Genomic DNA, 24818 nt, shown 5'->3' with positions numbered 1-24818 from the left:
GACGCCATGACCGAGCTTCAGACCACCGCCCGTCCGCGCCGTCCCCGGCCCAAGGTCGTGTCCCTGACCGGGGCCGCCGCCGATCGCGTGCGCGAGATCATGGCCAACGCCGACAAGCCCTATGTCGCCCTGCGCGTCGGGGTGAAGAACGGCGGCTGCGCGGGGCAGGAATACACCTTCGCCTATGCCGAGACGGTCGAGCCTATGGACGAGGTGGTCGAGGACAAGGGCGTCACCATCCTGATCGACCCCAAGGCGGTGCTGTTCCTGATCGGGTCCGAGATCGACTACGAGACCACGAAGCTGGCCTCCAAATTCGTGTTCCGGAACCCGAACCAGACCGACGCCTGCGGTTGCGGCGAGAGCGTCACCATCATCCCGGCCAAGGCGCTGGACGCCGGCTGATGATCCGGCTCGAGGGGGTGACGAAGCGCTTCCGGAGCGCTGCGGGCGAGCGCGTGGCGCTGGACGGCGTCGACCTGACAGTGGCGGCGGGGCAGGTGTTCGGCGTGGTCGGGCGCTCGGGGGCGGGCAAGTCGACACTGATCCGCACCATCAACCTGCTGGAACGGCCGGACGAAGGCCGCGTCACCGTCGATGGCGAGGAGATCACGGCCCTGGCCCCGGCCGAGCTGCGCGCGGCGCGGCGGAGGATCGGGATGATCTTCCAGCATTTCAATCTTCTGAACGCCAAGACCATCGCCGAGAACGTGGCCTTTCCGCTGCGGCTGGAGGGTCGGCCGGGCGCCGAGGTCGACCGGCGGGTCGCCGAACTGCTGGAGCGGTTGGGGCTGACCGAGCATGCGCGGAAACACCCGGCCCAGCTGTCCGGCGGTCAGAAGCAGCGGGTCGGCATCGCCCGGGCGCTGGCCACGGGACCCAAGGTGCTGCTGTGCGACGAGGCGACCAGCGCGCTCGATCCCGAGACCACGGACGACATCCTGAACCTGCTGGACCAGCTGAACCGCGAGCTGGGGCTGACCATCGTGCTGATCACCCACCAGATGGAGGTGGTGCGCCGGGTCTGCGACCGCGTCGCCGTGCTCAAGGACGGCCGGGTGGTGGAGGAGGGGGCGACGGCCGACGTCTTCCTGCACCCGAAGCATCCGGCGACGCAGGCCATGCTGGCCGAGGGCGAGGAGGCGTTCGACGTCACCCTGGCGCCGGTTGGCGGGCGGCTGGCGAAACTGACCTTCCGCGGCGGCTCGACCTATGAGCCGGAGCTGAGCCGCGTCGCGCGCTCGGTCGGGGTCGACTATTCGATCCTGTCGGGCCGGATCAGCCGCATCCGGGGCGAGCCCTATGGTCAGCTGGTCGTGGCCTTCACCGGCGGTGACGCCGAGGCGGCGGTGGCCCAGCTGAGCGCCCGCGGCGTCGTGGTGGAGGCGGCCTGATGGGCGCCCTGTTCGCCAATATCGACTGGCTCGAAATCGCGCGCGCGTCCCGGGACACCCTGCTGATGCTGGGCGGCTCGATGGTTCTGACGGTGTTGTTCGGCGTGCCGCTGGGCGTGCTGCTCTATTTGTCGGGGAGGGGCCGGCTGGCGGCCAATCCGGTGCTGAACGCGGGACTGTCGCTCGTCGTCAACATCCTGCGCTCGGTGCCCTTCATCATCCTGCTGATCGTCATGCTGCCGGTGACGGTGATGCTGGTCGGCACGTCGCTGGGCGTCGCCGGAGCCATCCCGCCCCTGGTGGTCGGGGCCGCGCCCTTCTATGCGCGGCTGGTCGAGACGGCGCTGCGCGAGGTCGACAAGGGCGTGGTCGAGGCCACCCAGGCCATGGGCGGCTCGACCTTCCAGATCGTCACCCGCGCCCTGCTGCCCGAGGCCATGCCGGGGGTCATCGCGGGCGCGACCGTCACGGCCATCGCCCTGGTGTCCTATACCGCCATGGCCGGCGTGGTCGGGGCCGGCGGCCTGGGCGATCTGGCGATCCGCTTCGGCTACCAACGCTTCCAGACCGATGTCATGGTGGTGACCGTCGTCCTGCTGCTGCTGCTGGTGCAGGCCCTGCAGATGCTTGGCGACCGGCTGGTCGCCGCCGTTTCCCACCGCTGATCGCTCCCCGAAAGGCCAGATCATGATCCGCCGCACCCTCCTGACGCTCGCCGCCGCCGCTGTGGCGCTCGCCGCATGCGGACAGGGCGCCGAAAAGGCCGCCGGGCCGGGCGCGCCGTTGATCGTCGGGGCCACCGCCGTGCCGCACGCGGAGATCCTCGAGCACATCAAGCCGCTGCTGGCGGCGGAGGGCGTGAACATCGAGATCAAGGTGTTCAACGACTATGTCCAGCCCAACACCCAGCTGGCCGAGCGGCGGCTGGACGTGAACTATTTCCAGACCAGGCCCTATCTGGACGAGTTCAACGCTTCGCGCGGGTCGGACCTGGTGACCGTCGCGGGCGTGCATGTGGAGCCGCTGGGGGCCTATTCGCGGCGGTTCAGGACGCTGGCCGAGTTGCCGCAGGGCGCCCAGGTGGCGGTGCCCAACGACGCCTCGTCGATCGGCCGCTCGCTGATCCTGCTGCAGAAGGCCGGGTTGATCCGGCTGAAGGACCCGGCCAACCCCCTGCAGAGCCTGCGCGACATCGTCGACAACCCCAGGGGACTGCGCTTCCGCGAGCTGGAATCGGCGACCCTGCCGCGGGTGCTCGACCAGGTCGACATGGCGGTGATCAACACCAACTACGCCCTCGACGCCGGGTTGAAGCCGCGGACCGACGCCCTGACGCTGGAGGGCGCCGACAGCCCCTATGTGAACTATCTGGTGGCGCGGCCGGACAACCGGACCGACCCGCGCATCGTCGCTCTGGCCGCGATGCTACGCAGCCAGGCGGTCAAGGACTTCATCGCGCGCAAGTACGACGGCGCCGTGATCCCGGCGGCCTGACCAATGGCCTACGATCCGATTTCGGCGAATGGGTGCGCGAACATCTCGCGGCGCTCGGTCCGCTCGAGATCAAGCGGATGTTCGGCGGGGCCGCCGTCTATGCGAATGGCCTGATCTTCGCCCTGCTGGATGACGGGGTGATCTGGCTGAAGGCCGACGAGGTCAACGCCCCCCTGCTGGCGGACGCGGGGGCGCGGCAATTCACCTACCCGACGAGGGACGGAGCGATGATGGCGATGGCCTACTGGTCGCTGCCCGAGAGCGCGCTGGATGATCCGGACGAGGCCGCGGACTGGGCGCGACAGTCGATCGACGCCGCCCTGCGCAAGGCGGCCGCCCGGAAGCCCCGCAAGCCCAGGCCTAGGCCCTAGCGGCGACGGCCGCCGCCCGGGCCAGTTCGTCCGGCGTCGGCACCTGAACGGCCGGCGTGACCGCCCGGCCGGTGGCCTCGGCGACCAGTTCGGCGGTCTTGCCTTCCACGGCGGCTTCCAGCCGGGCGAGGAACTCGTCCTTGGGCAGGCCGGTCGGGATCGGATCGAGGAACTCCAGGGTCGCCGTGCCCGGGTGTTTTTCGAACGCCTCCTGCGGCCAGAACAGGCCGAGGTTGGTGGCCAGCGGCACCACCGGCATGTCGAAGTCGCGGTACATGTGCCAGACGCCGGAGCGGTAGCGGAATTTCTCGCCGACCCTGGCCAGATTGCCCTCGGGATAGATCAGGATCTTGCGGCCCGCCGCGTGGGCGTCGGCGGCGCGGTGTTTCAAGGCCTCGCGCGCTTCGCGGCCGCCGCAGTTGTTGACCACGATGGCGCCGAGCTTGCGCAGCACCGTGGCCATCAGCGGAAATTTCTCCAGGTGGTCGCCGGTGACGAAGGCCAGGTCGTCGAAGCGGTCGTAGACCGAGAAGCCGTCGCCCCAGCTCTGGTGCTTGGCGGCGATGATGAAGGCGCCCGAGGGCAGCCGTCCCTCGCCGCGGTACTCGATGCGAATGCCGGCCAGCAGGCGCATGGCCTGCACCATACGCTTTACATAGCGGCGGATGATCCAGCCGGTGGCGCGCCGACCGGGCGCGAGGGCCGCGATCACGGCGGCCAGGGTATAGCCGATCGACAGGGCCCAGTAGGCGATGTTGAAAGCCAAGCTTCGCATCCGACGACTATGGCGCGATTTGGCGCCGGGTCTAGGCCGCGGCGTCGTCCAGCCAGTCGGCGCAGGTCACCCGGTTCCGCCCCGATCGCTTGGAGGCGTAGAGGGCGGCGTCCGCGCGGCCGAGCAGGCTGGTGGCGTTCTCGCCGCCGCGGCAATGGGCGAAGCCGATCGAGACCGTGACAGCGCCCAGGTCATCATTGGTCGAGCGGCGACGCAGCGAGCGGGAGCCGATCTCCTTGCGGATGCCTTCCAGCGCCGCCTCGACCTCGGGCAGGGTCTCGCCCGGGAAGATCAGGGCGAACTCCTCGCCGCCGTAGCGGGCGGCGAGACGGGGCGCCCTGGCCGTCTTGCCGAGCACGCTGGCGACATAACGCAGCACCTGGTCGCCGGTCTGGTGCCCCCAAGTGTCGTTGAAGCGCTTGAAATGGTCGATGTCGAGAACGGCCAGCGACAGGCGCCCGCCTCCGGACAGGGCGTCCTGGCAGGCGCTTTCCAGCTCTTCATCGAACGCCTTGCGGTTGGCCAGACTGGTGAGCGCGTCGGTCATGGAATCGCGGCGAACCTGTTCGAGGTGCTCGCTGAGGCGGGCGATCTCGCGCGTCGAGAGCTCCAGCTTCTTCTCCAGGGCCTCATTGTCTCGCTGGACCTTCTGGGTCGCGTCCGACAGGCCGGAGACGATGGCCCGGAGCTGGGGCGCGCCGTCCGCGGATTCGAGGCTGCCGGCGGCGCCCTCAAGGGTGCGGCCATAGTCGGACTGGGCCTTGTGGGCGCGGGAAATGGCTTCCGAGACGCTGGACAACTCACGATCCAGCACGCGGCCGGCGTCGCGGATTTCCTCGGTCAGGCGCCCGCGCGGCAGATATTCGGCCGCCAGCATCTCGGCCGCCGCCTCGGTGAACGGTTCGCCGGCCGTGAGCATGCGCTCGATCTCACGGCCCAGCGCGCCCTCGGGATCCCCGAGATACTGCAGCCACAGTTCGAAGTTGAGCGGCGTGGGCCAGACCGAGGCGTTTTCCATAGCCTCGACGGCCTGACGCGCCAGGGAATAGGCTTCGGGGCCCCTCAGCGTGGCTTCGACCGCTTCCGTCATGGACATCCTCTGGCGGATCGCCTTGAGACGGCGACCTCATGACGGCAAGCTAGACCGTGGTTCCGTAACGCCGGGTTAAGCCAGACGCCAAAGGCCGGGTCCTAGGTCTTGATCGACACCGCGCGGCGCAGGAAGGCCGGGACTTCGGATTCCCCGAACGGACGGCCGTGGGCGCGCTGGGGCTCAGCTTCGGTGCGCGCGCCGCGCCGGTCCGACTGGCGCAGGTGCGCTTCCTGGGCCGGTCGGGCCTGGGTGGCGGAGTCGACGGCGGCGATCGACGCTTCGACGGGCGCTTCAGGCGGAGCGATGACCGGCGCCGGGGCGGACCGGGCGCCGCCGCGACGGCTGCGGGTCCGGCGGGCGGGCGCGGGCGCGTCGGATTCGGCGACGGGAGCCTCGGCCTCGATCGGGGCCGGCGGCGTTTCCGCGATGGCCGGAGCGGCCTCGACGGCCTCGGCGGCCGCGATGGGCGCGCGCCGCGAGCGGGACGGGCGCTCGCCGCGCTCGCGCGACGGCTCGGCCCGTTCGGGCTTCTCCGGACGACGGCCCGGACCGGCGCCGAGGTCGGCGCTGTCGAGCGTCAGCTCCTCCGGCTTCATCTTGATGAGCTTCAGCACCTTGTCGAGCGACCGGTCGTCGGCCGGGGTGACGATCATGAAGGTCTGGCCGGTCTTGCCGGCGCGGCCGGTGCGGCCGATGCGGTGCACGTAGTCGTCGGCGTGGTGCGAGACGTCGTAGTTGAACACGTGGCTGACGTCGGGGATGTCGAGGCCGCGCGCGGCGACGTCGGAGGCCACCAGCAGCTTGAGTTCGCCGGAGCGGAAGGCCGCCAGCGTCTTCATGCGCAGCGACTGGTCCAGGTCGCCGTGGATCGGTGCGGCGTCAAAGCCGTGCTGCTTCAGCGACTTGGCGACGACGTCGACCTCTGACTTGCGATTGCAGAAGACGATGCCGTTCTTCACGTCGGAGCGGCCGATCAGGGCGCGCAGGGCGGCGCGCTTCATCTTCGGATCGCTGGACGGGATGCGGACCAGATACTGGGTGATGGTCTCGGCCGTCATCGCCGGGCGAGAGGCCTCGATGCGGGTCGGGTCCTTGAGGAACTGGGTCGTCAGCCGGGTGATCTCGGGCGGCATGGTGGCCGAGAAGAACAGCGTCTGGCGCTTGGGCGGGGTCAGTTTGAAGATGCGCTCGATGTCGGGAATGAAGCCCATGTCGAGCATGCGGTCGGCTTCGTCGACCACCATCAACTCGACGCCGTTCAGCATCATCTTGCCGCGTTCGAACAGGTCCAGCAGCCGGCCCGGGGTGGCGATCAGGACGTCGACGCCCTTGTTCAGCGCCGCCACCTGGTCGCCCATGGAGACGCCGCCGATCAGCAGCACCCAGGTCAGCTTGGTGCCCTTGGCGTATTTCTCGAAGCTGGAGGCGACCTGGTCGGCCAGCTCGCGGGTCGGGGCCAGCACCAGGGCGCGCGGCATCCGGGCGCGGGCGCGGCCCTTGGACAGGCGGTCGATCAGGGGGAGGGTGAAGGCGGCGGTCTTGCCGGTCCCGGTCTGGGCGATGCCGAGCACGTCGCGCCCGGCAAGGGCCACGGGAATGGCCTGGGCCTGAATCGGGGTGGCGGTCGTGTAGCCGGTGTCGGCGACCGCTTGCAGGGTCGTGGGCGAGAGGCCCAGCTGGGAAAATTCGGTCATGGGTCCTTTGGACAGGTACTGAAGGACGTCCCGCGCATCGGGCCGTCGTGCGATGTCGCGGAACCGCCCTTGCCATGGGCGAGCGGGCGGCGCGGATTCGCCAGTCCTGTCCCGAACGTGCGCCGCATATAGAAGCCCCCACGCCAGAGTCAACTATTCGCGGAACCGGGGTGAGGGCTTGGCATTCCCTAAACGATTGTTAATAGTCCGCCTCGGGAAGGGCTTAGTAGGGGTACCACATGTTTCGCACGCTTGCCGTGGCGACCGTTTCGGCCGCCTGTCTGCTGGCGAGCCCGGTCCGGGCCGACATCAACGCCGCTTTCGGAAACACGGTGCTGTCGCGCTATGCCGACGGCGGCTGGGTCAAGCACTGGTTCAATCCGGACGGAACCTACGCCGCCCAGTTCTCGGACGGCCGGCGCCTGTCGGCGCGGTGGGCCGTACAGGGTGAACGCGTCTGCCTCAGCAACATCCGGCCCAGCATGCTGATCCCGCGCTTCTGCACCACCATGATCGACGCCAATGTCGGCGAGACCTGGCAATCGCGCGATCCTCTGGGCCGCCGCGTGCAGAATGTGCTGATGGCCGGGCGCGATTGACGCCTCGATTCTGATCCGGACGATTCCAAGGACCGCTCGCGGAGCGGAAAGCGCCATTCCCTGACTGCGTTATCAGAGGGAATGGCGCGAGTGACGGGACTCGAACCCGCGACCTCCGGCGTGACAGGCCGGCACTCTAACCAACTGAGCTACACCCGCGTTTCCCGGTCGCGAAGCAGTGCGTCGCGGCGAGGGGCGTCGTTTAGGCGGGGCGGCCTCGCGCTGTCAAGCGACGAAGCCGCCGACTTCGACAGTTTTTCCGCGGTTTCCTCGCGGCGACGCCGACCGCGGTCGAGGCCGCGTAATCTGCGAACCATTCTCAAGAAAAACCTTTCGCCGCATGGGTTTGAACGGGCGCGGTTCCGGGTCTAGAAAGCGCCGAATCCGCCCCTCCCTTCACGGCGGACGAGGTCCCTCCGGATGAATGCATTCCTTCTCGAATATCTGCCGATCGTGGTCTTTGTCGGGATCGCGGCGGCGCTCGGGCTCGGCTTCATGCTGGCCGCCTGGGTGCTGGCCCCGAAGAACCCGGATTCGGAGAAGCTGTCGGCGTACGAGTGCGGCTTCAACGCCTTCGACGACGCGCGGATGAAGTTCGACGTGCGCTTCTACCTGGTCTCGATCCTGTTCATCATCTTCGATCTGGAGGTGGCGTTCCTGTTCCCGTGGGCGGTGTCGATGTTCGACCTGTCGCGCGCCGGGATGGTGTTCGCCTTCTGGTCGATGATGGTCTTCCTCGGCGTCCTCACCGTCGGCTTCATCTACGAATGGAAGAAGGGCGCCCTCGAATGGGAGTGACCGACAACACCTATCCGCTGATCGGCGCGGGCAACCAGGGCGCGTCGCCGGCCGGAACGGCGCCGTCGTCCCCGCTCGCCTTCGGCCAGGCCGGCCGTACGCTGGTGCAGGGCTACGACCCGGCGATCCACGACAAATTCTTCGAGCAGGTCAACGCCGAGCTCGGCGAGCGCGGCTTCATCACCACCTCGCTGGACGACGTCATCAACTGGGCCCGGACCGGCTCGCTGATGTGGATGACGTTCGGCCTGGCCTGTTGCGCCGTGGAGATGATGCAGGCCTCGATGCCGCGCTACGACATGGAGCGGTTCGGCATGGCGCCCCGCGCCAGCCCACGCCAGTCCGACCTGATGATCGTCGCCGGCACCCTGACCAACAAGATGGCTCCGGCGCTTCGTAAGGTATACGATCAGATGCCGGACCCGCGTTACGTGCTGTCCATGGGTTCGTGCGCGAATGGCGGCGGGTATTATCACTATAGTTACAGTGTTGTTCGCGGCTGTGATCGCGTTGTGCCTGTCGATGCCTATGTGCCGGGGTGCCCGCCCACGGCGGAGGCGCTGCTGTACGGCCTGCTGCAACTGCAGAAGAAGATCCGTCGCACGGGGACCATCGACCGATGAACGCGGTGGCCCGTATCGCGGACATGGAGTCCGCCCTGACGCCTCTCGGCGCGGAGATGGTCGGCGCGCTGGGCGTCCAGGCCCAGGTGGCCTTTGGCGAACTGACGCTGATCGCCGAGCGCGACAGCATCCCGGCGGTGCTGACGGCGCTGCGCGACCGCTTCGGCTTCCAGCAGTTGCTGGACATCTGCGGCGTCGACTTCCCGGATCGCGAGGAGCGGTTCGAGGTGGTCTATCACCTGCTGTCGCTGACCCGGAACGCTCGGGTCCGGGTCAAGGTGACGACCGACGAGCATCAGCCGGTGCCCAGCGTGGTGTCGGTCTTCCCCTGCGCCGACTGGTTCGAGCGCGAGGCCTTCGACATGTACGGCATGCTGTTCTCGGGTCACCCGGACCTGCGCCGGCTGCTGACCGACTACGGCTTCCAGGGACATCCGCTGCGCAAGGACTTCCCGATGACCGGCTATGTCGAGGTCCGTTACGACGAGGCGCAGAAGCGCGTGGTCTACGAGCCCGTGAAGCTGACCCAGGAGTTCCGGAATTTCGACTTCCAGTCGCCGTGGGAAGGCGCTGAGTATCCGCTGCCGGTGTTGCCGGGCGACGAGAAGGGGAACGGCTGATGGCTGAGGGTTCCCACATTCCGGCGCCGCTGGGCGCGTCCGTGGACATGTTCGAGGACGATCCGCGCACCGCATACGCGCGCGCGCTCGACGACCGCAAGTTCACGATCAATTTCGGCCCGCAGCACCCGGCCGCGCACGGCGTGCTCCGTCTGGTGCTGGAGCTGGACGGCGAACTGGTCACTCGCGTCGATCCGCACATCGGCCTGCTGCACCGCGGCACCGAGAAGCTGATGGAGGCGCGCACCTACCTGCAGAACATCCCGTACCTGGATCGTCTCGACTACGTCGCGCCGATGAACCAGGAGCATGCCTTCTGCCTGGCCATCGAGAAGCTGCTGGGCTTGGACGTGCCGTACCGCGGCCAGCTGATCCGGGTGCTATATTCCGAGATCGGCCGCATTCTCTCGCACCTGCTGAACGTGACCACCCAGGCCATGGACGTCGGCGCCCTGACCCCGCCGCTGTGGGGCTTCGAGGAACGCGAGAAGCTGATGGTGTTCTACGAGCGCGCCTCGGGCGCCCGTCTGCACGCCAACTATTTCCGGCCCGGCGGCGTCCACCAGGACCTGCCGCCCGACCTGATCGACGACATCGGACGCTGGTGCCTCGAATTCCCGGCGGCGCTGAAGGACATCGAGTCTCTCGTCACCGAGAACCGCATCTTCAAGCAGCGCAACGTCGACATCGGCGTGGTCACCAAACAGCAGGCGCTGGACTGGGGCTTCACCGGCGTGATGCTGCGCGGCTCCGACATCGCGTGGGATCTGCGGAAATCGCAGCCCTACGAATGCTACGCCGAACTCGAGTTCGACATCGCCGTGGGCAAGAACGGCGACTGCTGGGACCGCTACCTGTGCCGCATCGAGGAGATGAAGCAGTCGGTGCGGATCATGGAGCAGTGCATCCACAAGCTGCGCAACTGCCCCGGCGAGCCGGTCATCACCGAGGACAACAAGATCGTGCCGCCGCGGCGCGGCGAGATGAAGCGGTCGATGGAATCGCTGATCCACCACTTCAAGCTCTATACCGAGGGCTTCCGGACGCCGGAGGGCGAGGTCTACGCCTCGGTCGAGGCCCCCAAGGGCGAATTCGGCGTCTATCTGGTCTCGGACGGCAGCAACAAGCCGTACCGGGTCAAGATTTCGGCCCCCGGCTTCCGCCACCTGCAGGCCATGGACTGGATGAACCGCGGCCACATGCTGGCCGACGTGAGCGCCATCCTCGGCTCCATCGACATCGTTTTCGGAGAAGTGGACCGATGAGCGTTCGTCGTCTCGCCAAGGAACAGCCCGCCTCGTTCGCCTTCTCGAAGGCGACGAAGGCCAAGGCCGACTGGTGGATCGCCAAATATCCCGAGGACCGTCGTCAGTCGGCGGTGATCCCGATCCTGTGGCTGGTCCAGAAGCAGGAGGGCTGGGTCTCCGAGCCCGCCATCCGCGCCATCGGCGAACTGCTGGGCATGCCCTACATCCGGGTGCTGGAGGTCGCGACCTTCTACACCATGTTCATGCTCGCTCCGGTCGGTTCGGCGGCCCTGATCCAGGTGTGCGGCACCACGCCGTGCATGCTGCGCGGGGCAGGGGACCTGATGAAGGTCTGCAAGGACAAGATCGGTCCCAAGGACGTGCTGAGCGCCGACGGCCGCTTCACCTGGCAGGAGGTCGAGTGCCTGGGCGCCTGCGCCAATGCGCCGATGGCCCAGATCAACGACTACTATTTCGAGGACCTGACGCCCGAGAGCATGGCGCAGGTCATCGACGACTTCGCGGCCGGAAAGACGCCAAAGCCGGGCAGCCGCGTCGGCCGCCACAGCTCGGAGCCGGAGGGCGGGGCCCTGACCCTGACCGATCCGAAACTCTATGACGGCTCGGCCGCCAAGCCGATCAAGAAGCTGCCCAACAGCGAACCGGTGTCCGCGTGACGCGCCCCGAACTGTCCGATGACGCGGCCGTCGCCCGGTATCGCGCCGAACTGCGCACGGTCGGCCGCAACCAGCGGCTGGCCGGCTTCGCCCTGGTGATCCTCGGCGCGATCGCCGTCTGGGCCGCGGGCTACGCCGGAGCCGCCGGACCCGCGGTCCAGGGCGTCGGCTATTCGGCGCTCGCCTTCGGCTGGGTCCTGATGCTGGCCGCCATCTTCCTGCGCACCCGTTATCACCGCCGCCGCATGCGGGAGATGGACTGAATCATGGTCGGAATCCTCGAAGACAAGGATCGCATCTTCACCAACCTGTACGGCTTCCAGGACTGGACGCTGGACGGGGCGAAGACCCGCGGCGCGTGGAACGCCACGAAGGACATGCTCGACCTCGGGCGCGACTGGATCATCACCAACGTCAAGAACTCGGGTCTGCGCGGCCGCGGCGGCGCCGGCTTCTCGACCGGGCTGAAGTGGTCCTTCATGCCGAAGGAACTCAAGGACCGGCCGCACTATCTGGTGGTCAACGCCGACGAGTCCGAACCCGGGACCTGCAAGGACCGGGAGATCATGCGCCACGATCCGCACCTGCTGATCGAAGGCTGCCTGATCGCCTCCTTCGCGATGCAGGCCCACGCCTGCTACATCTACCTGCGCGGCGAATACGTGCTTGAGCGCGAGCGGATGGAGGCGGCGGTCAAGCAGGCCTATGAGGCCCGGCTGATCGGCAAGAACAACGTCCATGGCTGGGACTTCGACGTCTACATCCACCACGGCGCCGGGGCCTATATCTGCGGCGAGGAAACGGCGCTGCTGGAGAGCCTGGAGGGCAAGAAGGGCCAGCCGCGTCTGAAGCCGCCGTTCCCGGCCGGCGCCGGCCTGTACGGCTGCCCGACCACGGTCAACAACGTCGAGTCGATCGCCGTCGTGGGGACCATCCTGCGGCGCGGGGCCGAGTGGTTCGCCAGCTTCGGCCGTCCAAACAACACCGGCACCAAGATCATGTCGATCAGCGGCCACGTGAACCGGCCCTGCAACGTCGAAGAGGTGATGTCGATCCCGCTGCGCCAGCTGCTGGAAGAGCATTGCGGCGGCGTGCGCGGCGGCTGGGACAACCTGAAGGCCGTGATCCCGGGCGGCTCGTCGGTGCCGCTGATCACCAGAGAGATGTCCGAAGTCGCCCTGATGGACTTCGACTCCTTGCGCGAAATGCGCTCGGGCCTCGGCACGGCGGCGGTGATCGTGATGGACCAGTCGACCGACCTGGTCCGCGCCATCGCCCGCATCAGCTATTTCTACAAGCACGAGAGCTGCGGCCAGTGCACGCCCTGCCGCGAGGGCACAGGCTGGATGTGGCGCGTGCTGGAGCGGATGGCCATCGGCGAGGCCGACCCGACCGAAATCGACCTGCTGCTGGAGGTCTCGACCCAGATCGAGGGCCACACCATCTGCGCCCTCGGCGACGCCGCCGCCTGGCCCGTTCAGGGCCTGATCCGGCATTTCCGCCACGAGATCGAGGAGCGCATCTCCTCCTACCGCAGCCGCCGCGCGAACTTCGCCGGCCACGCGATCGCGGCGGAGTAACGATGCGCCGGATCGCCGTCCTGATGCTGGCCAGCCTCTCCCTCGCCGCTTGCGGCGAGCGGGCGGACGAGGCTGCGCCGACGCCGGCGGAGACGAAGGCGGAGACTGTTTCGGCGATCGGAACCGGCGACACGATGTTCGAAGGCGGCGCCTATGAGCATCAGCTCGTCGAGAAGGGCGTGCGGGTCGAAGGACTGCCTGACGTGGACGGCCGGTACTTCGATGTTCGTGCCCGCCTTCTGAAAGCGGGTTTCCAGCCTGTCGATACGAACTCCGCAGACAGTGAACGCTTCAAGGTCTGTCCCGAGGAGTTCCAGACCGGCCAGATCGTGGGCGCCTGTAGCAGCCAATTGGTCGTGCTGCCGGAGGTCGAGGCCTGCGCGGGAGCCGGGCTCGGGCCTTGCCGTCTTGCCTGGCGCGCGCCCGACGGTCGTATGCTGACGGTCTTCACTGCCGGTGAGCCCCAGCCGGGCGTGGTGTCCGGCGTGGAGTGGGGAGCCGCCGCATGAAGACCCTGCTCCCTGCCATTCTCGCCCTGACCGCGCTGACCCTCGCCGCCTGCGGCGAGCGGGCGGACGAGGCTGCGCCGACGCCGGCGGAGGTGGTCTCCGCCACGCCGCCCGAGACCGACGCCGCGCTCGCCGCACCGGCGGTGCTGGACGCCGCGGACCTGCGCCGTGTCTGCCGCGCCGGCCTGGCCGCCATCCACGGACAGGCGATCGGCGACATCGGCATCGACGGTCTGGAGGGCGAGATCGTCAACGCCTCGTGGCGCGCGCCGGTCGACAGCGGCCGCCGTCGGGCCCAGTGCCGCGTCGAAGGCGACCTGATCACATGGAAGCCGGTCGACGCGCCCACGACTGAACAGAACCGCTGGATGAACCAGTCGGGCGATCCGGTGACGCGCTTCGTCCTTGACGGCGAGGCCATCACCATCAACACGACGCTGCCGGACGGCACGGTCGACCGCGTGGAACTGACCGTTCCGGCGAACGCGGGCGGAGGCGCCTGATGGACGGACGAATTTCACGCGAAACCGGCGCCCCGCCGGTTTCCAACTGCAGTCGGGGGGACTGACATGCGCGGCAAGGTTCTGAGTTACGACGACTATACCGGTTCGGGCCTGATCAGCGGCGACGACGGCGCCCGGTATACCTTCACGCGTGGCGGACTGATGGGCGAGGCGCGCGCCGTCCTGGCCGGCGCCGACGTCGATTTCGAGGTGACCGACAGCGTGGCGACCAACATCTATGTCACCGCCAGCAACGCCGGCGCCCTGTCGGGCGACAAGAACAGGATCGTCGCCGCCCTGCTGGCCTTCTTCCTTGGCTGGATCGGCATCCACAAATTCTACCTCGGCAAGACGACGGCCGGGGTTCTGATGCTGCTGGGCGGCACGGTCGGCTGGATCACCTTCGGGATCATTCCGTTCATCGTCGGCGTGATCGCCTTCGTCGAGTTCATCATCTACCTGGTCAAGCCGGACGCAGAGTTCCACCGCGACTACGTCGTGGGGAACAAGTCCTGGTTCTGATCGGGTTCGCTTAGAAGAAACGCAGAGGTCGCGGCGAATGCCCATCGCGAAAGTCAACGGCGTAGAGACCGAGTTCGAGCCCGGCATGACCGTGCTGCAGGTCGCCGAGCGCGCCGGGCACGAGATCCCGCGCTTCTGCTATCACGAGCGGCTGTCGATCGCCGGCAACTGCCGCATGTGCCTGGTCGAGGTGAAGCCCGGGCCGCCGAAGCCGCAGGCCTCGTGCGCCCTGCCGGCCGCCGAGGGCCAGGAAATCTTCACCGACACGCCGATGGTCAAGAAGGCGCGGGAAGGGGTGATGGAGTTCCTGCTCATCAACCACCCGCTGGACTGCCCGATCTGCGACCAGGGCGGCGAATGCGACCTGCAGGACCAGGCCATGGGCTATGGCCGCGATGGCTCCCGCTATGCGGAGAACAAGCGCGCGGTCGAAGAAAAGAACATGGGTCCGACCATCAAGACCTTCATGACGCGCTGCATCCAGTGCACGCGCTGCGTGAGGTTCGTGACGGAAGTGGCCGGGGTTCCTGACATCGGCATGATCTCGCGCGGCGAGGATGCCGAGATCACGACCTATCTGGAGAAGGCGGTCGACAGCGAGCTGTCGGGCAACGTCAACGACCTGTGCCCGGTCGGCGCCCTGACCCACCGGCCGTGGCAGTACCACTACCGCCCGTGGGAGCTGAAGAAGACCGAGTCGATCGACGTCATGGACGCGCTCGGTTCGAACATCCGCGTCGACGCCCGCGGCGCCGAGGTCATGCGCGTGCTGCCGCGCGTCAACGAGGGCGTCAACGAGGAGTGGCTGTCGGACATCAGCCGCTACGCCGTCGACGGCCTGCAACGCCAGCGCCTCGACCGGCCCTATGTCCGCGAGAACGGCAAGCTGCGCGCCGCGACGTGGGAGGAAGCGCTCGGCGTCGTGGCGGAGAAGATCAAGGCCGCGAAGCCGGAGAAGATCGGCGTCGTGGCCGGCGACCTGCAGGACGCGGAATCGATGAAGGCGGCGCTGGACCTGTTCCGCGCCCTCGGCTCGGCCAATACCGACTGCCGCCAGGACGGCGCGGCGGTGGGCGATGGTCCGCGCGAGGGATGGCTGTTCAACTCCGGTCTGCAGGGCATTGAAAAGGCGGACGCCATCCTGGTCGTCGGGGCCAATCCGCGCACCGAGGCGCCGCTGCTCAACACCCGCCTGCGCAAGGCATGGCTGGCCGGCAAGACGCAGGTCGGCGTGATCGGGGAGCAGGTCGATCTGACCTTCGACTACAGCTGGCTCGGCGCCGGTTCGAAGACGCTGGGCAAGCTGCCCAAGGCGGCGATGGACTTCCTCACGAAGGCCGAGCGGCCGGCGATCATCGTCGGCGCGGGGGCCCTGACCGGCGAGACCGGTCCGGCCGTGCTGAACGCGCTCGGCGCGCTGGCGAAGAAGGTCGGCGTCGTGACCGAGGGCTGGAACGGATTCAATGTCCTGCACACCGCCGCCTCGCGCGTCGCCGGTCTCGACATGGGTTTCGTGCCTGGCGAGGGCGGCCTGACCGCCGCGCAGATGGTCGGCAAGGGCGCGCTGGACGTGCTGTTCCTGCTGGGCGCCGACGAGATCGAGCTGTCGAAGTCGAAGGCTTTCCGCGTCTATCTGGGCAGCCACGGGGACCGCGGCGCGCACGGCGCCGACGTCATCCTGCCCGGCGCCGCCTACACCGAGAAGCCGGGCCTGTACGTCAATACCGAAGGCCGGGTGCAGATGGCCGAGCGCGCCGTCTTCCCGAAGGGCCAGGCCAAGGACGACTGGGCCATCCTGCGGGCCCTGTCGGCGCAGGTCGGCCAGACCCTGCCGTACGACACCCTGGACGCCCTGCGCGCGAAGCTGATGGCCGATCATCCGACTTTCGGGCGGATCGACTACCTGCCGGCGGCGGCCTCGTTCGACGTGGGTTCGCTCGGAAGGAAGGGCGAGCTCGGCGACGTCGCCTTCCATTCGGCGGTCCGTGACCCGTATCTCAACAACCCGATCGCGCGCGCCAGCGTGACGATGGCCGAACTGTCCGCCCTGCGGGTGGCGCCGGTCGCGATGGCGGCGGAGTAACCGATGACCGACGTCGTTCCTTCCCGTCCGAAGAACCCGCTGGCCGTGGTCTTCCTGACCGTGGTCGGTCTGGCGGTCGCGGGCGGCCTCGCCTGGCTGGCGGTCTGGCTGTGGGGACTGATCCCGCCCACCTTCTGGTCGAGCCCGGTCGGATGGACGCTGATCACCGCGGGCGGCATCCTGCTCGTCACGGTCGGCATCCTGATCTCGCTGGCCTTCCTGCTGCTGGCCGACCGCAAGATCTGGGCGGGCGTGCAGATGCGCAAAGGGCCCAACGTCGTGGGTCCGTTCGGTCTGCTGCAGTCGTTCGCCGACTTCTTCAAATTCGTGCTGAAGGAGATCGTCGTCCCGGCCGGCGCCGACAAGCTGGTCTTCCTGCTCGCGCCGCTGCTGACCTTCGTGCTGGCCTTCATCGCCTGGGCGGCGATCCCGTTCGCGCCGGGCTGGGTCATCTCCGACCTCAACGTCGGCATCCTGTACATCTTCGCGATCAGCTCGCTGGGCGTGTACGGCATCATCATGGGCGGCTGGGCCTCGAACTCGAAGTACCCGTTCCTGGGCTCGCTGCGGTCGGCGGCGCAGATGGTCTCCTATGAGGTCTCCATCGGCCTGGTGATCATCAACGTCATCCTGCTGTCCGGGACGATGAACCTGACCCAGATCGTCACCCAGCAGGGCGGCTGGATCTGGAATTGGTTCGCATTCGGGGGCGGCCTGGCGACCCTGCCGACCATCGTGGTGATGTTCCCGATGGCGATCATCTTCTTCGTCTCGGCCCTGGCCGAGACCAACCGCCCGCCGTTCGACCTGCCGGAGGCGGAGTCCGAGCTCGTGGCCGGCTACCAGGTCGAGTACAGCTCGACGCCGTACCTGCTGTTCATGATCGGCGAATACGCCAACATCGTCTTCATGTGCGCCATGATCAGCCTGCTGTTCTTCGGCGGCTGGCACCCGGGCTTCCCGACCGACTTCCTCAACGACTGGCCGGAGTTCGTGGCCAACCTGTTCTACTTCCTGGTGTTCTTCGCAAAGATCATCTTCTGGTTCGCCATGATCGCCCTGGTGAAGGCCTTCGTGCCCCGCTACCGCTACGACCAGCTGATGCGTCTGGGCTGGAAGATATTCCTGCCGACCTCGCTGGTCGCCGTCGTCGTCGTCGCCGCCTGGCGCGTGTTCGGGGTGAGTGCATGAGCCGGGGCCTCGTCCTTGCCGGCCTGATGGCCGCCTCGGTCGCCGTGGGCGGCTGCGCCTTCAGCTTCGGGCGTGAGGAAGAGACGACCACGGCCGGTTCGCTGGATCGGGCCGAGCGGGCCCGTTCGGAAGCGGACCGGATGCATCCGGCCTGTCGGGACAGCCGCGCCGATCGCGACGACCAGCCGGAAGGCTGCGAAACCGTGGTCAGGAGGGACCGATGATCCGGTCGATGACTCTTCTGCTGGCCGCGGCGGCGTTGACGGCCTGCACCGTCCCGACCTACGAGGCCGAGCCGGTGTCGGTCTATCAGTGGGAACGGCGCCAGCAGGCCATCGAGCGCGAAGCGGCGCGGCAGCACGCCCGGTGCCTCGCCGAGATGAGGCGCAATTCGACCAGCGCGAACTGCGACAGCGGGCGAACGGTTTCGCGCAATCCGGGGGAATGCGATGGCTCGCAGCTGTCGCAGCATGCCCGGGTGGTCGAAAAATATCCTGATGGGTCGTGCCTGATTTCCTGGAGCGCTTTCTGATGTTCACCCGCCTCGTCCAGGCGACCAAAGGCGCGATGATGCTGGACGTCATCGGCGCCATCGGTCTGTCGCTGAAATACATGGCGCGGCCCAAGGCCACCGTGAACTATCCGTTCGAGCGTAACCCGCAGTCGCCGCGCTTCCGGGGCGAGCACGTTCTGCGCCGCTATCCGAACGGCGAGGAACGCTGCATCGCCTGCAAGCTGTGCGAGGCCATCTGCCCGGCCCAGGCCATCACCATCGAGGCCGAGCCGCGCGCCGACGGCAGCCGCCGCACGACCCGCTACGACATCGACATGGTCAAATGCATCTATTGCGGCCTGTGCCAGGAGGCGTGCCCGGTGGACGCCATCGTCGAGGGCCCGAACTCGGAGTTCACCGTCGAGACCCGGGAAGAGCTGCTCTACGACAAGGAACGACTGCTCGCGAACGGCGACCGCTGGGAACGGCTGATCGCGAAGAATCTGGAACTCGACGCGCCTTACCGTTAAGGCGCAACCGCTGAACGGGCCGGGCGATTCCAGCGGGGATCGCCGCCCATAACCGAAAGGGGCGCAGGCCTCAGATGTTGCAAGGAATCGCCTTCTATCTGCTGGCGGCGGTGGCCGTGGTGGGCGGCCTGATGGTCGTCACCGCGAAGAACCCCGTGCACAGCGTGCTGTGGCTGATCCTGACCTTCTTTTCGTCGGCGGGGCTGTTCGTCCTGCTGGGCGCGGAGTTCCTGGCGATGCTGCTGGTCGTGGTCTACGTCGGCGCCGTGGCCGTGCTGTTCCTGTTCGTTGTCATGATGCTGGACGTCGACTTCGTGCGGCTGCGCGAGGGCTATGCGCGCTACCTGCCGCTGGCGGCGATCGTCGCGGGCGTGCTGCTGGCCGAGATGATCACTGTCTCGCTGGTCGTCGTGAACGGCGGGGCCGCCTCCGACGCGACCGCCCCGGCCGTGGCGGCCTCCGACGCCACCAACGCCGAGGCCATCGGGCGGGTGCTCTATACCGACTACGTCTACATCTTCCAGGCGGCGGGGATCGTGCTGCTGATCGCCATGATCGGGGCCATCGTCCTGACCCTGCGCCACAAGCCCAACATCAAGCGCCAGAAGGCCCACGACCAGGTCAATCGCGACCGGAAGACCGCCGTCGAGGTCAAGGGCGCGACCAGCGGCGCGGGCGTCTCCGCCGAGGATCTGATCTGATGGAAATCACCCTGCAGCACTATCTGGCGGTCGCCGCCATCCTGTTCACCATCGGCGTCTTCGGCATCTTCGTGAACCGCAAGAACGTCATCATCATCCTGATGTCGATCGAGATGATCCTGCTGGCGGTGAACATCAATTTCGTCGCCTTCTCGGCCTATCTCAACGACGTCTCCGGCCAGGTCATGGCCATGTTCGTCCTGACCGTCGCCGCGGCCGAGGCCGCCGTCGGCCTGGCCATCCTGGTGACCTTCTTCCGCAATCGCGGCGACATCGCCGTCGACGACGCCTCGGTCATGAAGGGCTGATCGTGAACCTCGAGCTTCTCGTCACTCTCGGCGTCTTCGCCCCGCTGCTGGGCGCGGCCGTCGTCGGCCTGTCCGGCCGGCGGCTGGGCGACCTGCTGTCCAAATCCATCACCACCGGCCTGCTGTTCTTCTCGTGCGCGATCGCGTGGGTCGTCTTCAGCCAGTGGACCTGGGGCCATCTGGAACCGTTCACGGTCCATATCGCGCCCTTCATCCACGTCGGCGACTTCCAGTCGAACTGGGCCATCCGCATCGACGCCCTGTCGGCGGTCATGCTGGTCGTGGTCACCACGGTGTCCTCGCTGGTCCACCTCTACAGCTGGGGCTACATGGCCGAGGACCCCGACAAGCCCCGGTTCTTCGCCTATCTGTCGCTGTTCACCTTCGCCATGCTGGCGCTGGTCACCGCCGCCGACTTCATGCAGCTGTTCTTCGGCTGGGAAGGGGTGGGGCTGGCCTCCTATCTGCTGATCGGCTTCTGGTACAAGAAGTCCACCGCCTCGGCCGCCGCCATCAAGGCGTTCGTGGTCAACCGGGTCGGCGACTTCGGTTTCGCCCTCGGCATCTTCACCGTCTTCTGGATGTTCGGCACCATCGAGTTCGCCGAGCTGTTCCCGATGATCGCCGCGCGCGAGGGCACGGGCTGGGAGTTCCTCGGCCAGACCTGGTCGGCGCTCGACCTCGCCGGCGTGCTGCTGTTCATCGGCGCCATGGGCAAGTCGGCTCAGTTCTTCCTGCACACCTGGCTGCCGGACGCCATGGAGGGCCCGACGCCGGTGTCGGCCCTGATCCACGCCGCGACCATGGTCACGGCCGGCGTCTACATGGTCTGCCTGCTGTCGCCGATCTACGAGTACGCGCCGCTGGCGGCCTCGGTCATCGCCCTGACCGGCGCGGTCACGGCCCTGTTCGCCGCCACGGTCGGCCTGGCCCAGAACGACATCAAGCGGGTCATCGCCTATTCGACCTGTTCGCAGCTCGGCTACATGTTCTTCGCTGCGGGCGTAGGCGCCTATGAGGCGGCCATGTTCCACCTGTTCACCCACGCCTTCTTCAAGGCCCTGCTGTTCCTCGGGGCCGGCTCGGTGATCCATGGCATGCACCACGAGCAGGACATGCGGCAGATGGGCGGGCTGTGGAAGCTGCTGCCGGTCACCTATGCGGTGATGACCATCGGCACCATCGCCATCACCGGCCTCGGCATTCCCGGGATCGGCGGCTTCGCCGGCTTCTACTCCAAGGACATCGTCATCGAGAGCGCCTGGGCGGCGGCGGCTTCCGGCCATTCGGCCATGGGCCTGTTCGCCTTCCTGGTCGGCATCTTCGCCGCCGGCCTGACCGCCTACTATTCGTGGCGGCTGGTGTTCATGACCTTCCACAACAAGCCGGTGTGGAAGGAGGAGGGCGCCCATCACGAGGACGACCACGCCTCGCACGCCCAGCTCGAGACGCATTCGGAGCCGATCGGCGACGCACATGACGACCACGCGCACCACGGCCCGCTGAAGCCGCATGAGAGCCCATGGGTCATGCTTGTGCCGCTGCTGGTGCTGTCGGTCGGCGCGGTCGCCGCCGGCTTCATGTTCGAAGGGTTCTTCACCGGGCATCACGAGGGCGAGTTCTGGCGCGGCGCCATCTTCAACGGCCCGCACAATCATGTCCTGCACGAGGCCCACGAGGTCCCGACCTGGGTGGTCTGGTCGCCGCTGGTGCTGACCCTGATCGGCACCTTCGCCGCCTGGTGGCTCTACGTCCTCAAGGAAGGCATGGCGCGCCGCATGGCCGAGCGGGGCGGCGTGGTCCACGCCTTCCTCTATAACAAGTGGTATTTCGACGAGATTTACGACTTCGTCTTCGTGCGCGGCGCCAAGGCGGCCGGCGACCTGTTCTGGAAGGTCGGCGACATGAAGATCATCGACGGCCTCGGTCCGAACGGCGCCGCCTGGGCCTCGCTGAAATCCGCCGCCCGGCTGGCCAAGCTCCAGTCCGGCTATGTCTACCACTATGCGTTCGTGATGCTGCTCGGCGTGGCCGGTTTCCTCGCCTACGCCATCTATGCGTGGGGAGCCTGATCTTGCCCCAGATCCCCTTCATCCTGAGCGTCGTCACCTTCCTGCCCCTGGTCGGGGCGGGGCTGATCCTGCTCGTTCGTCTGCTCGGCAAGGGCGAGGCGGCCGGCGCCGCCCGCTGGGTCGCCCTGATCACGACGCTGGCGACCCTCGCCGTCTCGGGCGTGCTGGTCGCGGGCGTCGACGCGTCGAGCGCGGCCTATCAGTTCGTCGAGCGATACGTCTGGTTCGCCGGCGCCGAATACCACATGGGCGTGGACGGGATTTCGGTCCTGTTCGTGCTGCTGACCGCCTTCCTGATGCCGCTGTGCATCCTCGCCAGCTGGACGACGATCAAGGAGCGGGTCGTCGATTACATGATCGCCTTCCTGGTGCTGGAGACGCTGTGCATCGGCGTGTTCACGTCGCTGGACCTGTTCCTGTTCTACATCTTCTTCGAAGGCACCCTGGTGCCGATGTTCATCATCATCGGGGTGTGGGGCGGGGCGAACCGCATCTACGCGGCCTACAAATTCTTCCTCTACACCCTGCTCGGGTCGGTCCTGATGCTGCTGGCCATGCTGTGGATGGCGCATACGGCCGGCACCACCAGCATTCCCGAGCTGAAGACCTTCGCCTTCCCCGCCTACGCCCAGCCGCTGCTCTGGCTGGCCTTCTTCGCCTCGTTCGCGGTCAAGATGCCGATGTGGCCGGTCCATACCTGGCTTCCGGACGCCCACGTGCAGGCGCCGACGGCGGGCTCGGTCATCCTGGCCGGCATTCTGCTGAAGCTGGGCGGCTACGGCTTCATCCTGTTTAACCTGCCGATGTTCCCGCAGGCGTCGCAGATGTTCGCGCCCCTGATCTTCGTGCTGTCGGCGATCGCCATCGTCTACACCTCGCTGGTCGCCTTCCGGCAGACCGACATGAAGAAGCTGATCGCCTATTCGTCGGTGGCGCACATGGGCTTTGTGACCATGGGCATCTTCGCCGGCAATGATCAGGGCGTGCAGGGCGCGGTGTTCCAGATGCTGAGCCACGGCCTGATTTCGGGCGCGCTCTTCCTCTGCGTCGGCGTGGTCTACGACCGGATGCACACCCGCGAGATCGCCCTCTACGGCGGCCTGACCGCGCGGATGCCGTGGTTCGCGGCCATCTTCATGCTGTTCACCATGGCCAACGTCGGCCTGCCGGGCACCTCGGGCTTCATCGGCGAGATCCTGACGATGACGGGGATCTACCAGGTCTCGACCGGGACGGCCCTGTTCGCCGCCTCGGGCGTGATCTTCTCGGCGGTCTATGCGCTGACCCTGTACCGCAACGTCATGTTCGGCGAGATCACCAACCCGGCGATGAAGGCCATCACCGACGTCGACAAGCGCGAGCTGCTGATCTTCGTCCCGCTGATCCTCGGCACGATCTGGCTGGGCGTCCAGCCCGGCCTGGTGCTGGACTACACCGCCGCCTCGGTCGAGGCCCTGACCTCCGCCTATCAACTTGCGATCGGCGGGTGAGACCATGATGCCTGATCTTATCTCCGCCCTTCAGCTCTCGGCTCCGGAAGCCGCCCTCGCGGTCGGGGGCCTCGTGCTCCTGATGGTCGGCGCCTTCGCCGGCGAGAAGAGCGCGCGCGCCGTGTCCGTCCTGTCGGTGCTGCTGCTGCTCGGGGCCACGGCCCTGGCCGTGACCGGTCCGCTGGGCCAGGCCTTCAACGGCGCCTATGTGGCCGATCCGCTGGCGGTCTACGGCAAGACGCTGATCTTCCTGTCCAGCGCCGTGGCCGTGGTGCTCGGCGACGGCTGGATGAAGCGCGCGCGCATCGCCCGCTTCGAATACCCGGTGCTGATCGTGCTCGCCTCGGCGGGCATGGGCATGATGGCCTCCTCGGGAGACCTGATCTCGCTCTACGTCGGCATCGAGCTGCACTCGCTGGCCCTGTATGTGCTGGCGGCCTTCCACCGCGACGACCTGAAGGCGTCCGAGGCGGGGCTGAAGTATTTCGTGCTCGGCGCCCTGTCGTCCGGCTTGCTGCTGTACGGCGCGAGCCTGATCTACGGCTTCGCCGGTTCGATGCGGTTCGAGGACATCGCCACCTACGCCGCCACCAATCCGTCGACCGGCCTGGTCTTCGGCCTGGTGTTCCTGATCTGCGGCCTGGCCTTCAAGGTCTCGGCCGCGCCGTTCCACATGTGGACGCCCGACGTCTACGAGGGCGCGCCGACGCCGGTCGTGGCCCTGTTCGCCACCGCGCCCAAGGTCGCGGCCATGGTGCTGATCGCCCGCACGCTGGAGGGCGCCTTCGCCGGCTCCCATGACCAGTGGGCCCAGGTGCTGATCCTGATCTCGCTGATCTCGTTCGTGGTCGGGGCCTTCGGCGGCCTGGCGCAGAGGGACCTCCAGCGCCTGCTGGCCTATTCGTCGATCGCCAACATCGGTTACGCCCTGCTGGGTATCGCGGCGGGCACGACGCTGGGCGTCCAGTCGATGCTGCTGTTCATGACCCTGTACGTCATCGACCAGTTCGGCTTCTTCGCCATTCTGCTGTCGCTGGGCCGCAACGGCCGGCCGATCCGCACCATCGCCGACTTCGCCGGGCTGCGGAAAGAACGGCCGGTGACCACCCTGGCCCTGACCGTGCTCTGCCTTTCGGTGCTGGGCATGCCGCCGCTGTCAGGCTTCTGGGGCAAATGGGCCGTGTTCGGCGCCGCCGCCGACGCCGGCTACTGGATGGTCGGCGCCGCGGGCCTCATCGCCTCGGTCGTGGCGGGCTTCTACTATCTGCGGATCATCAAGCTGATGTGGTTCGACCCGGCGCCGGACCAGGCGGGGACGGACTGGGCGCCGATCGAGGCGAAGACCATCGCCTGGGCCTGCGCCGCCTTCGCCTTCCCGCTGGTCATCATCGGCCTGACCTGGCTGGAGCCGCTGACCGTCGCCGCCGCCGTCGGTTTCGGAGCCGGGTAGG

At 67.5% G+C, this 24818-nt stretch carries 29 protein-coding genes and 1 tRNA gene; 26 read left to right on the top strand and 4 right to left on the bottom strand.

Annotated elements, in window-relative coordinates; genetic code table 11:
• Positions 1-6: 6 nt before the first annotated feature.
• Genes VEB62_RS15430 through VEB62_RS15410 form a run of 5 tightly spaced genes read left to right on the top strand, consistent with a single transcriptional unit; the run spans position 7 to position 3259 of the window.
• A complete protein-coding gene (locus VEB62_RS15430) occupies positions 7-405 on the top strand; it encodes a HesB/IscA family protein (RefSeq protein ID WP_324801675.1) in 399 nt (132 codons plus the stop codon).
• Positions 405-1394, top strand: coding sequence for a methionine ABC transporter ATP-binding protein (locus tag VEB62_RS15425; protein ID WP_324801673.1), 990 nt, complete (start codon positions 405-407; stop codon positions 1392-1394). Before VEB62_RS15430 ends, VEB62_RS15425 begins: the two co-directional genes overlap by 1 nt.
• Positions 1394-2059 (top strand): methionine ABC transporter permease, encoded by a 666-nt coding sequence (locus VEB62_RS15420; RefSeq protein ID WP_324801670.1) that lies wholly within the window; start codon positions 1394-1396, stop codon positions 2057-2059. Before VEB62_RS15425 ends, VEB62_RS15420 begins: the two co-directional genes overlap by 1 nt.
• A gap of 22 nt (positions 2060-2081) precedes the next feature.
• Complete coding sequence (locus tag VEB62_RS15415) at positions 2082-2888, top strand: MetQ/NlpA family ABC transporter substrate-binding protein (protein WP_324801667.1); 807 nt, start codon at positions 2082-2084, stop codon at positions 2886-2888.
• Between the two features lie 32 nt (positions 2889-2920).
• Positions 2921-3259: a TfoX/Sxy family protein gene (locus VEB62_RS15410; protein ID WP_324801665.1), complete on the top strand. Its 339-nt coding sequence runs from the start codon at positions 2921-2923 to the stop codon at positions 3257-3259.
• On the opposite strand, the gene VEB62_RS15405 is transcribed toward VEB62_RS15410, so the two are convergent.
• From VEB62_RS15405 to VEB62_RS15395, 3 genes are all read right to left on the bottom strand, one after another.
• Entirely contained in the window at positions 3249-4034 is a 786-nt protein-coding gene (locus tag VEB62_RS15405) for a lysophospholipid acyltransferase family protein (RefSeq protein WP_324801662.1), read from the bottom strand. The genes VEB62_RS15410 and VEB62_RS15405 overlap by 11 nt on opposite strands.
• A gap of 31 nt (positions 4035-4065) precedes the next feature.
• Positions 4066-5124, bottom strand: coding sequence for a GGDEF domain-containing protein (locus VEB62_RS15400; protein ID WP_324801659.1), 1059 nt, complete (start codon positions 5122-5124; stop codon positions 4066-4068).
• A 101-nt stretch (positions 5125-5225) separates the two neighbouring features.
• Complete coding sequence (locus VEB62_RS15395) at positions 5226-6821, bottom strand: DEAD/DEAH box helicase (RefSeq protein WP_324801657.1); 1596 nt, start codon at positions 6819-6821, stop codon at positions 5226-5228.
• A gap of 239 nt (positions 6822-7060) precedes the next feature.
• On the opposite strand from VEB62_RS15395, the gene VEB62_RS15390 reads away from it, so the two are divergent.
• Positions 7061-7420, top strand: coding sequence for a hypothetical protein (locus tag VEB62_RS15390; RefSeq protein ID WP_324801654.1), 360 nt, complete (start codon positions 7061-7063; stop codon positions 7418-7420).
• Between the two features lie 82 nt (positions 7421-7502).
• On the opposite strand, the gene VEB62_RS15385 is transcribed toward VEB62_RS15390, so the two are convergent.
• Positions 7503-7579: transfer RNA gene (locus VEB62_RS15385), tRNA-Asp, on the bottom strand.
• A 261-nt stretch (positions 7580-7840) separates the two neighbouring features.
• Here VEB62_RS15385 and VEB62_RS15380 point away from each other — a divergent pair.
• The 20 genes from VEB62_RS15380 (at position 7841) to nuoN (ending at position 24817) form a co-directional block, all read left to right on the top strand.
• Positions 7841-8218, top strand: a complete 378-nt coding sequence (locus tag VEB62_RS15380) for an NADH-quinone oxidoreductase subunit A (protein ID WP_324801652.1) — start codon at positions 7841-7843, stop codon at positions 8216-8218.
• Positions 8188-8841 (top strand): NuoB/complex I 20 kDa subunit family protein, encoded by a 654-nt coding sequence (locus VEB62_RS15375; protein WP_414642062.1) that lies wholly within the window; start codon positions 8188-8190, stop codon positions 8839-8841. Before VEB62_RS15380 ends, VEB62_RS15375 begins: the two co-directional genes overlap by 31 nt.
• A gap of 23 nt (positions 8842-8864) precedes the next feature.
• Entirely contained in the window at positions 8865-9461 is a 597-nt protein-coding gene (locus VEB62_RS15370) for an NADH-quinone oxidoreductase subunit C (protein ID WP_324801752.1), read from the top strand.
• Positions 9462-9508: 47 nt separating this feature from the next.
• Positions 9509-10726: an NADH-quinone oxidoreductase subunit D gene (locus VEB62_RS15365; protein ID WP_414642064.1), complete on the top strand. Its 1218-nt coding sequence runs from the start codon at positions 9509-9511 to the stop codon at positions 10724-10726.
• Positions 10723-11385: an NADH-quinone oxidoreductase subunit NuoE gene (nuoE, locus tag VEB62_RS15360; protein ID WP_324801647.1), complete on the top strand. Its 663-nt coding sequence runs from the start codon at positions 10723-10725 to the stop codon at positions 11383-11385. Before VEB62_RS15365 ends, nuoE begins: the two co-directional genes overlap by 4 nt.
• The gene (locus VEB62_RS15355; protein WP_324801644.1) at positions 11382-11648 is read left to right on the top strand and encodes a hypothetical protein; all 267 of its coding nucleotides are present in this window, start codon (positions 11382-11384) and stop codon (positions 11646-11648) included. The genes nuoE and VEB62_RS15355 overlap by 4 nt, the downstream gene beginning before the upstream one ends.
• Positions 11649-11651: 3 nt before the next feature.
• On the top strand, positions 11652-12965 hold the full coding sequence (gene nuoF, locus VEB62_RS15350; RefSeq protein ID WP_324801642.1) for an NADH-quinone oxidoreductase subunit NuoF: 1314 nt from the start codon (positions 11652-11654) through the stop codon (positions 12963-12965).
• Positions 12966-12967: 2 nt separating this feature from the next.
• Positions 12968-13474 carry a hypothetical protein gene (locus VEB62_RS15345; protein WP_324801639.1) on the top strand — a complete coding sequence of 169 codons (507 nt, stop codon included), beginning with the start codon at positions 12968-12970 and terminating at the stop codon, positions 13472-13474.
• Positions 13471-13977, top strand: coding sequence for a hypothetical protein (locus VEB62_RS15340; protein WP_324801636.1), 507 nt, complete (start codon positions 13471-13473; stop codon positions 13975-13977). The genes VEB62_RS15345 and VEB62_RS15340 overlap by 4 nt, the downstream gene beginning before the upstream one ends.
• A 66-nt stretch (positions 13978-14043) precedes the next feature.
• On the top strand, positions 14044-14499 hold the full coding sequence (locus tag VEB62_RS15335; RefSeq protein ID WP_324801633.1) for a TM2 domain-containing protein: 456 nt from the start codon (positions 14044-14046) through the stop codon (positions 14497-14499).
• Positions 14500-14536: 37 nt separating this feature from the next.
• Complete coding sequence (gene nuoG / locus VEB62_RS15330; protein WP_324801630.1) at positions 14537-16582, top strand: NADH-quinone oxidoreductase subunit NuoG; 2046 nt, start codon at positions 14537-14539, stop codon at positions 16580-16582.
• Between the two features lie 3 nt (positions 16583-16585).
• On the top strand, positions 16586-17773 hold the full coding sequence (gene nuoH / locus VEB62_RS15325) for an NADH-quinone oxidoreductase subunit NuoH (protein WP_414642061.1): 1188 nt from the start codon (positions 16586-16588) through the stop codon (positions 17771-17773).
• Entirely contained in the window at positions 17770-17997 is a 228-nt protein-coding gene (locus VEB62_RS15320; protein WP_324801628.1) for a hypothetical protein, read from the top strand. The genes nuoH and VEB62_RS15320 overlap by 4 nt, the downstream gene beginning before the upstream one ends.
• A complete protein-coding gene (locus tag VEB62_RS15315; RefSeq protein ID WP_324801625.1) occupies positions 17994-18305 on the top strand; it encodes a hypothetical protein in 312 nt (103 codons plus the stop codon). Before VEB62_RS15320 ends, VEB62_RS15315 begins: the two co-directional genes overlap by 4 nt.
• On the top strand, positions 18305-18796 hold the full coding sequence (gene nuoI, locus VEB62_RS15310) for an NADH-quinone oxidoreductase subunit NuoI (protein WP_324801622.1): 492 nt from the start codon (positions 18305-18307) through the stop codon (positions 18794-18796). The genes VEB62_RS15315 and nuoI overlap by 1 nt, the downstream gene beginning before the upstream one ends.
• 74 nt (positions 18797-18870) lie before the next feature.
• Entirely contained in the window at positions 18871-19497 is a 627-nt protein-coding gene (locus tag VEB62_RS15305) for an NADH-quinone oxidoreductase subunit J (RefSeq protein WP_324801620.1), read from the top strand.
• Positions 19497-19805 carry an NADH-quinone oxidoreductase subunit NuoK gene (nuoK, locus tag VEB62_RS15300; protein WP_324801617.1) on the top strand — a complete coding sequence of 103 codons (309 nt, stop codon included), beginning with the start codon at positions 19497-19499 and terminating at the stop codon, positions 19803-19805. The genes VEB62_RS15305 and nuoK overlap by 1 nt, the downstream gene beginning before the upstream one ends.
• A gap of 2 nt (positions 19806-19807) precedes the next feature.
• Complete coding sequence (gene nuoL, locus VEB62_RS15295; RefSeq protein WP_324801613.1) at positions 19808-21877, top strand: NADH-quinone oxidoreductase subunit L; 2070 nt, start codon at positions 19808-19810, stop codon at positions 21875-21877.
• 11 nt (positions 21878-21888) lie between these two features.
• Positions 21889-23367 (top strand): NADH-quinone oxidoreductase subunit M, encoded by a 1479-nt coding sequence (locus VEB62_RS15290; RefSeq protein ID WP_324801745.1) that lies wholly within the window; start codon positions 21889-21891, stop codon positions 23365-23367.
• Positions 23368-23374: 7 nt separating this feature from the next.
• Positions 23375-24817 (top strand): NADH-quinone oxidoreductase subunit NuoN, encoded by a 1443-nt coding sequence (nuoN, locus tag VEB62_RS15285; protein WP_324801610.1) that lies wholly within the window; start codon positions 23375-23377, stop codon positions 24815-24817.
• Position 24818 lies beyond the last annotated feature (1 nt).

Origin of the sequence: Brevundimonas sp. (assembly GCF_035626975.1) — a bacterium.
In the GTDB taxonomy this organism is placed as follows: Bacteria; Pseudomonadota; Alphaproteobacteria; order Caulobacterales; family Caulobacteraceae; genus Brevundimonas.
This window is presented reverse-complemented; position numbering and strand designations above follow the sequence as displayed.

What these genes read in the sequence shown, in the direction of transcription:
- VEB62_RS15335 (WP_324801633.1), top strand. Translation starts at nt 14,044, where the DNA reads ATGCGCGGCAAGGTTCTGAGTTACGACGACTATACCGGTTCGGGCCTG.
- VEB62_RS15340 (WP_324801636.1), top strand. Translation starts at nt 13,471, where the DNA reads ATGAAGACCCTGCTCCCTGCCATTCTCGCCCTGACCGCGCTGACCCTC.
- VEB62_RS15415 (WP_324801667.1), top strand. Translation starts at nt 2,082, where the DNA reads ATGATCCGCCGCACCCTCCTGACGCTCGCCGCCGCCGCTGTGGCGCTC.
- nuoF (WP_324801642.1), top strand. Translation starts at nt 11,652, where the DNA reads ATGGTCGGAATCCTCGAAGACAAGGATCGCATCTTCACCAACCTGTAC.
- VEB62_RS15320 (WP_324801628.1), top strand. Translation starts at nt 17,770, where the DNA reads ATGAGCCGGGGCCTCGTCCTTGCCGGCCTGATGGCCGCCTCGGTCGCC.
- VEB62_RS15400 (WP_324801659.1), bottom strand. Translation starts at nt 5,124, where the DNA reads ATGACGGAAGCGGTCGAAGCCACGCTGAGGGGCCCCGAAGCCTATTCC.
- nuoN (WP_324801610.1), top strand. Translation starts at nt 23,375, where the DNA reads ATGCCTGATCTTATCTCCGCCCTTCAGCTCTCGGCTCCGGAAGCCGCC.
- VEB62_RS15345 (WP_324801639.1), top strand. Translation starts at nt 12,968, where the DNA reads ATGCGCCGGATCGCCGTCCTGATGCTGGCCAGCCTCTCCCTCGCCGCT.
- VEB62_RS15380 (WP_324801652.1), top strand. Translation starts at nt 7,841, where the DNA reads ATGAATGCATTCCTTCTCGAATATCTGCCGATCGTGGTCTTTGTCGGG.
- VEB62_RS15370 (WP_324801752.1), top strand. Translation starts at nt 8,865, where the DNA reads ATGGAGTCCGCCCTGACGCCTCTCGGCGCGGAGATGGTCGGCGCGCTG.
- VEB62_RS15305 (WP_324801620.1), top strand. Translation starts at nt 18,871, where the DNA reads ATGTTGCAAGGAATCGCCTTCTATCTGCTGGCGGCGGTGGCCGTGGTG.
- VEB62_RS15430 (WP_324801675.1), top strand. Translation starts at nt 7, where the DNA reads ATGACCGAGCTTCAGACCACCGCCCGTCCGCGCCGTCCCCGGCCCAAG.
- VEB62_RS15420 (WP_324801670.1), top strand. Translation starts at nt 1,394, where the DNA reads ATGGGCGCCCTGTTCGCCAATATCGACTGGCTCGAAATCGCGCGCGCG.
- nuoH (WP_414642061.1), top strand. Translation starts at nt 16,586, where the DNA reads ATGACCGACGTCGTTCCTTCCCGTCCGAAGAACCCGCTGGCCGTGGTC.
- VEB62_RS15425 (WP_324801673.1), top strand. Translation starts at nt 405, where the DNA reads ATGATCCGGCTCGAGGGGGTGACGAAGCGCTTCCGGAGCGCTGCGGGC.
- nuoE (WP_324801647.1), top strand. Translation starts at nt 10,723, where the DNA reads ATGAGCGTTCGTCGTCTCGCCAAGGAACAGCCCGCCTCGTTCGCCTTC.
- VEB62_RS15315 (WP_324801625.1), top strand. Translation starts at nt 17,994, where the DNA reads ATGATCCGGTCGATGACTCTTCTGCTGGCCGCGGCGGCGTTGACGGCC.
- VEB62_RS15395 (WP_324801657.1), bottom strand. Translation starts at nt 6,821, where the DNA reads ATGACCGAATTTTCCCAGCTGGGCCTCTCGCCCACGACCCTGCAAGCG.
- VEB62_RS15405 (WP_324801662.1), bottom strand. Translation starts at nt 4,034, where the DNA reads ATGCGAAGCTTGGCTTTCAACATCGCCTACTGGGCCCTGTCGATCGGC.
- nuoG (WP_324801630.1), top strand. Translation starts at nt 14,537, where the DNA reads ATGCCCATCGCGAAAGTCAACGGCGTAGAGACCGAGTTCGAGCCCGGC.
- VEB62_RS15390 (WP_324801654.1), top strand. Translation starts at nt 7,061, where the DNA reads ATGTTTCGCACGCTTGCCGTGGCGACCGTTTCGGCCGCCTGTCTGCTG.
- nuoK (WP_324801617.1), top strand. Translation starts at nt 19,497, where the DNA reads ATGGAAATCACCCTGCAGCACTATCTGGCGGTCGCCGCCATCCTGTTC.
- VEB62_RS15365 (WP_414642064.1), top strand. Translation starts at nt 9,509, where the DNA reads ATGTTCGAGGACGATCCGCGCACCGCATACGCGCGCGCGCTCGACGAC.
- nuoI (WP_324801622.1), top strand. Translation starts at nt 18,305, where the DNA reads ATGTTCACCCGCCTCGTCCAGGCGACCAAAGGCGCGATGATGCTGGAC.
- VEB62_RS15375 (WP_414642062.1), top strand. Translation starts at nt 8,188, where the DNA reads ATGGAAGAAGGGCGCCCTCGAATGGGAGTGACCGACAACACCTATCCG.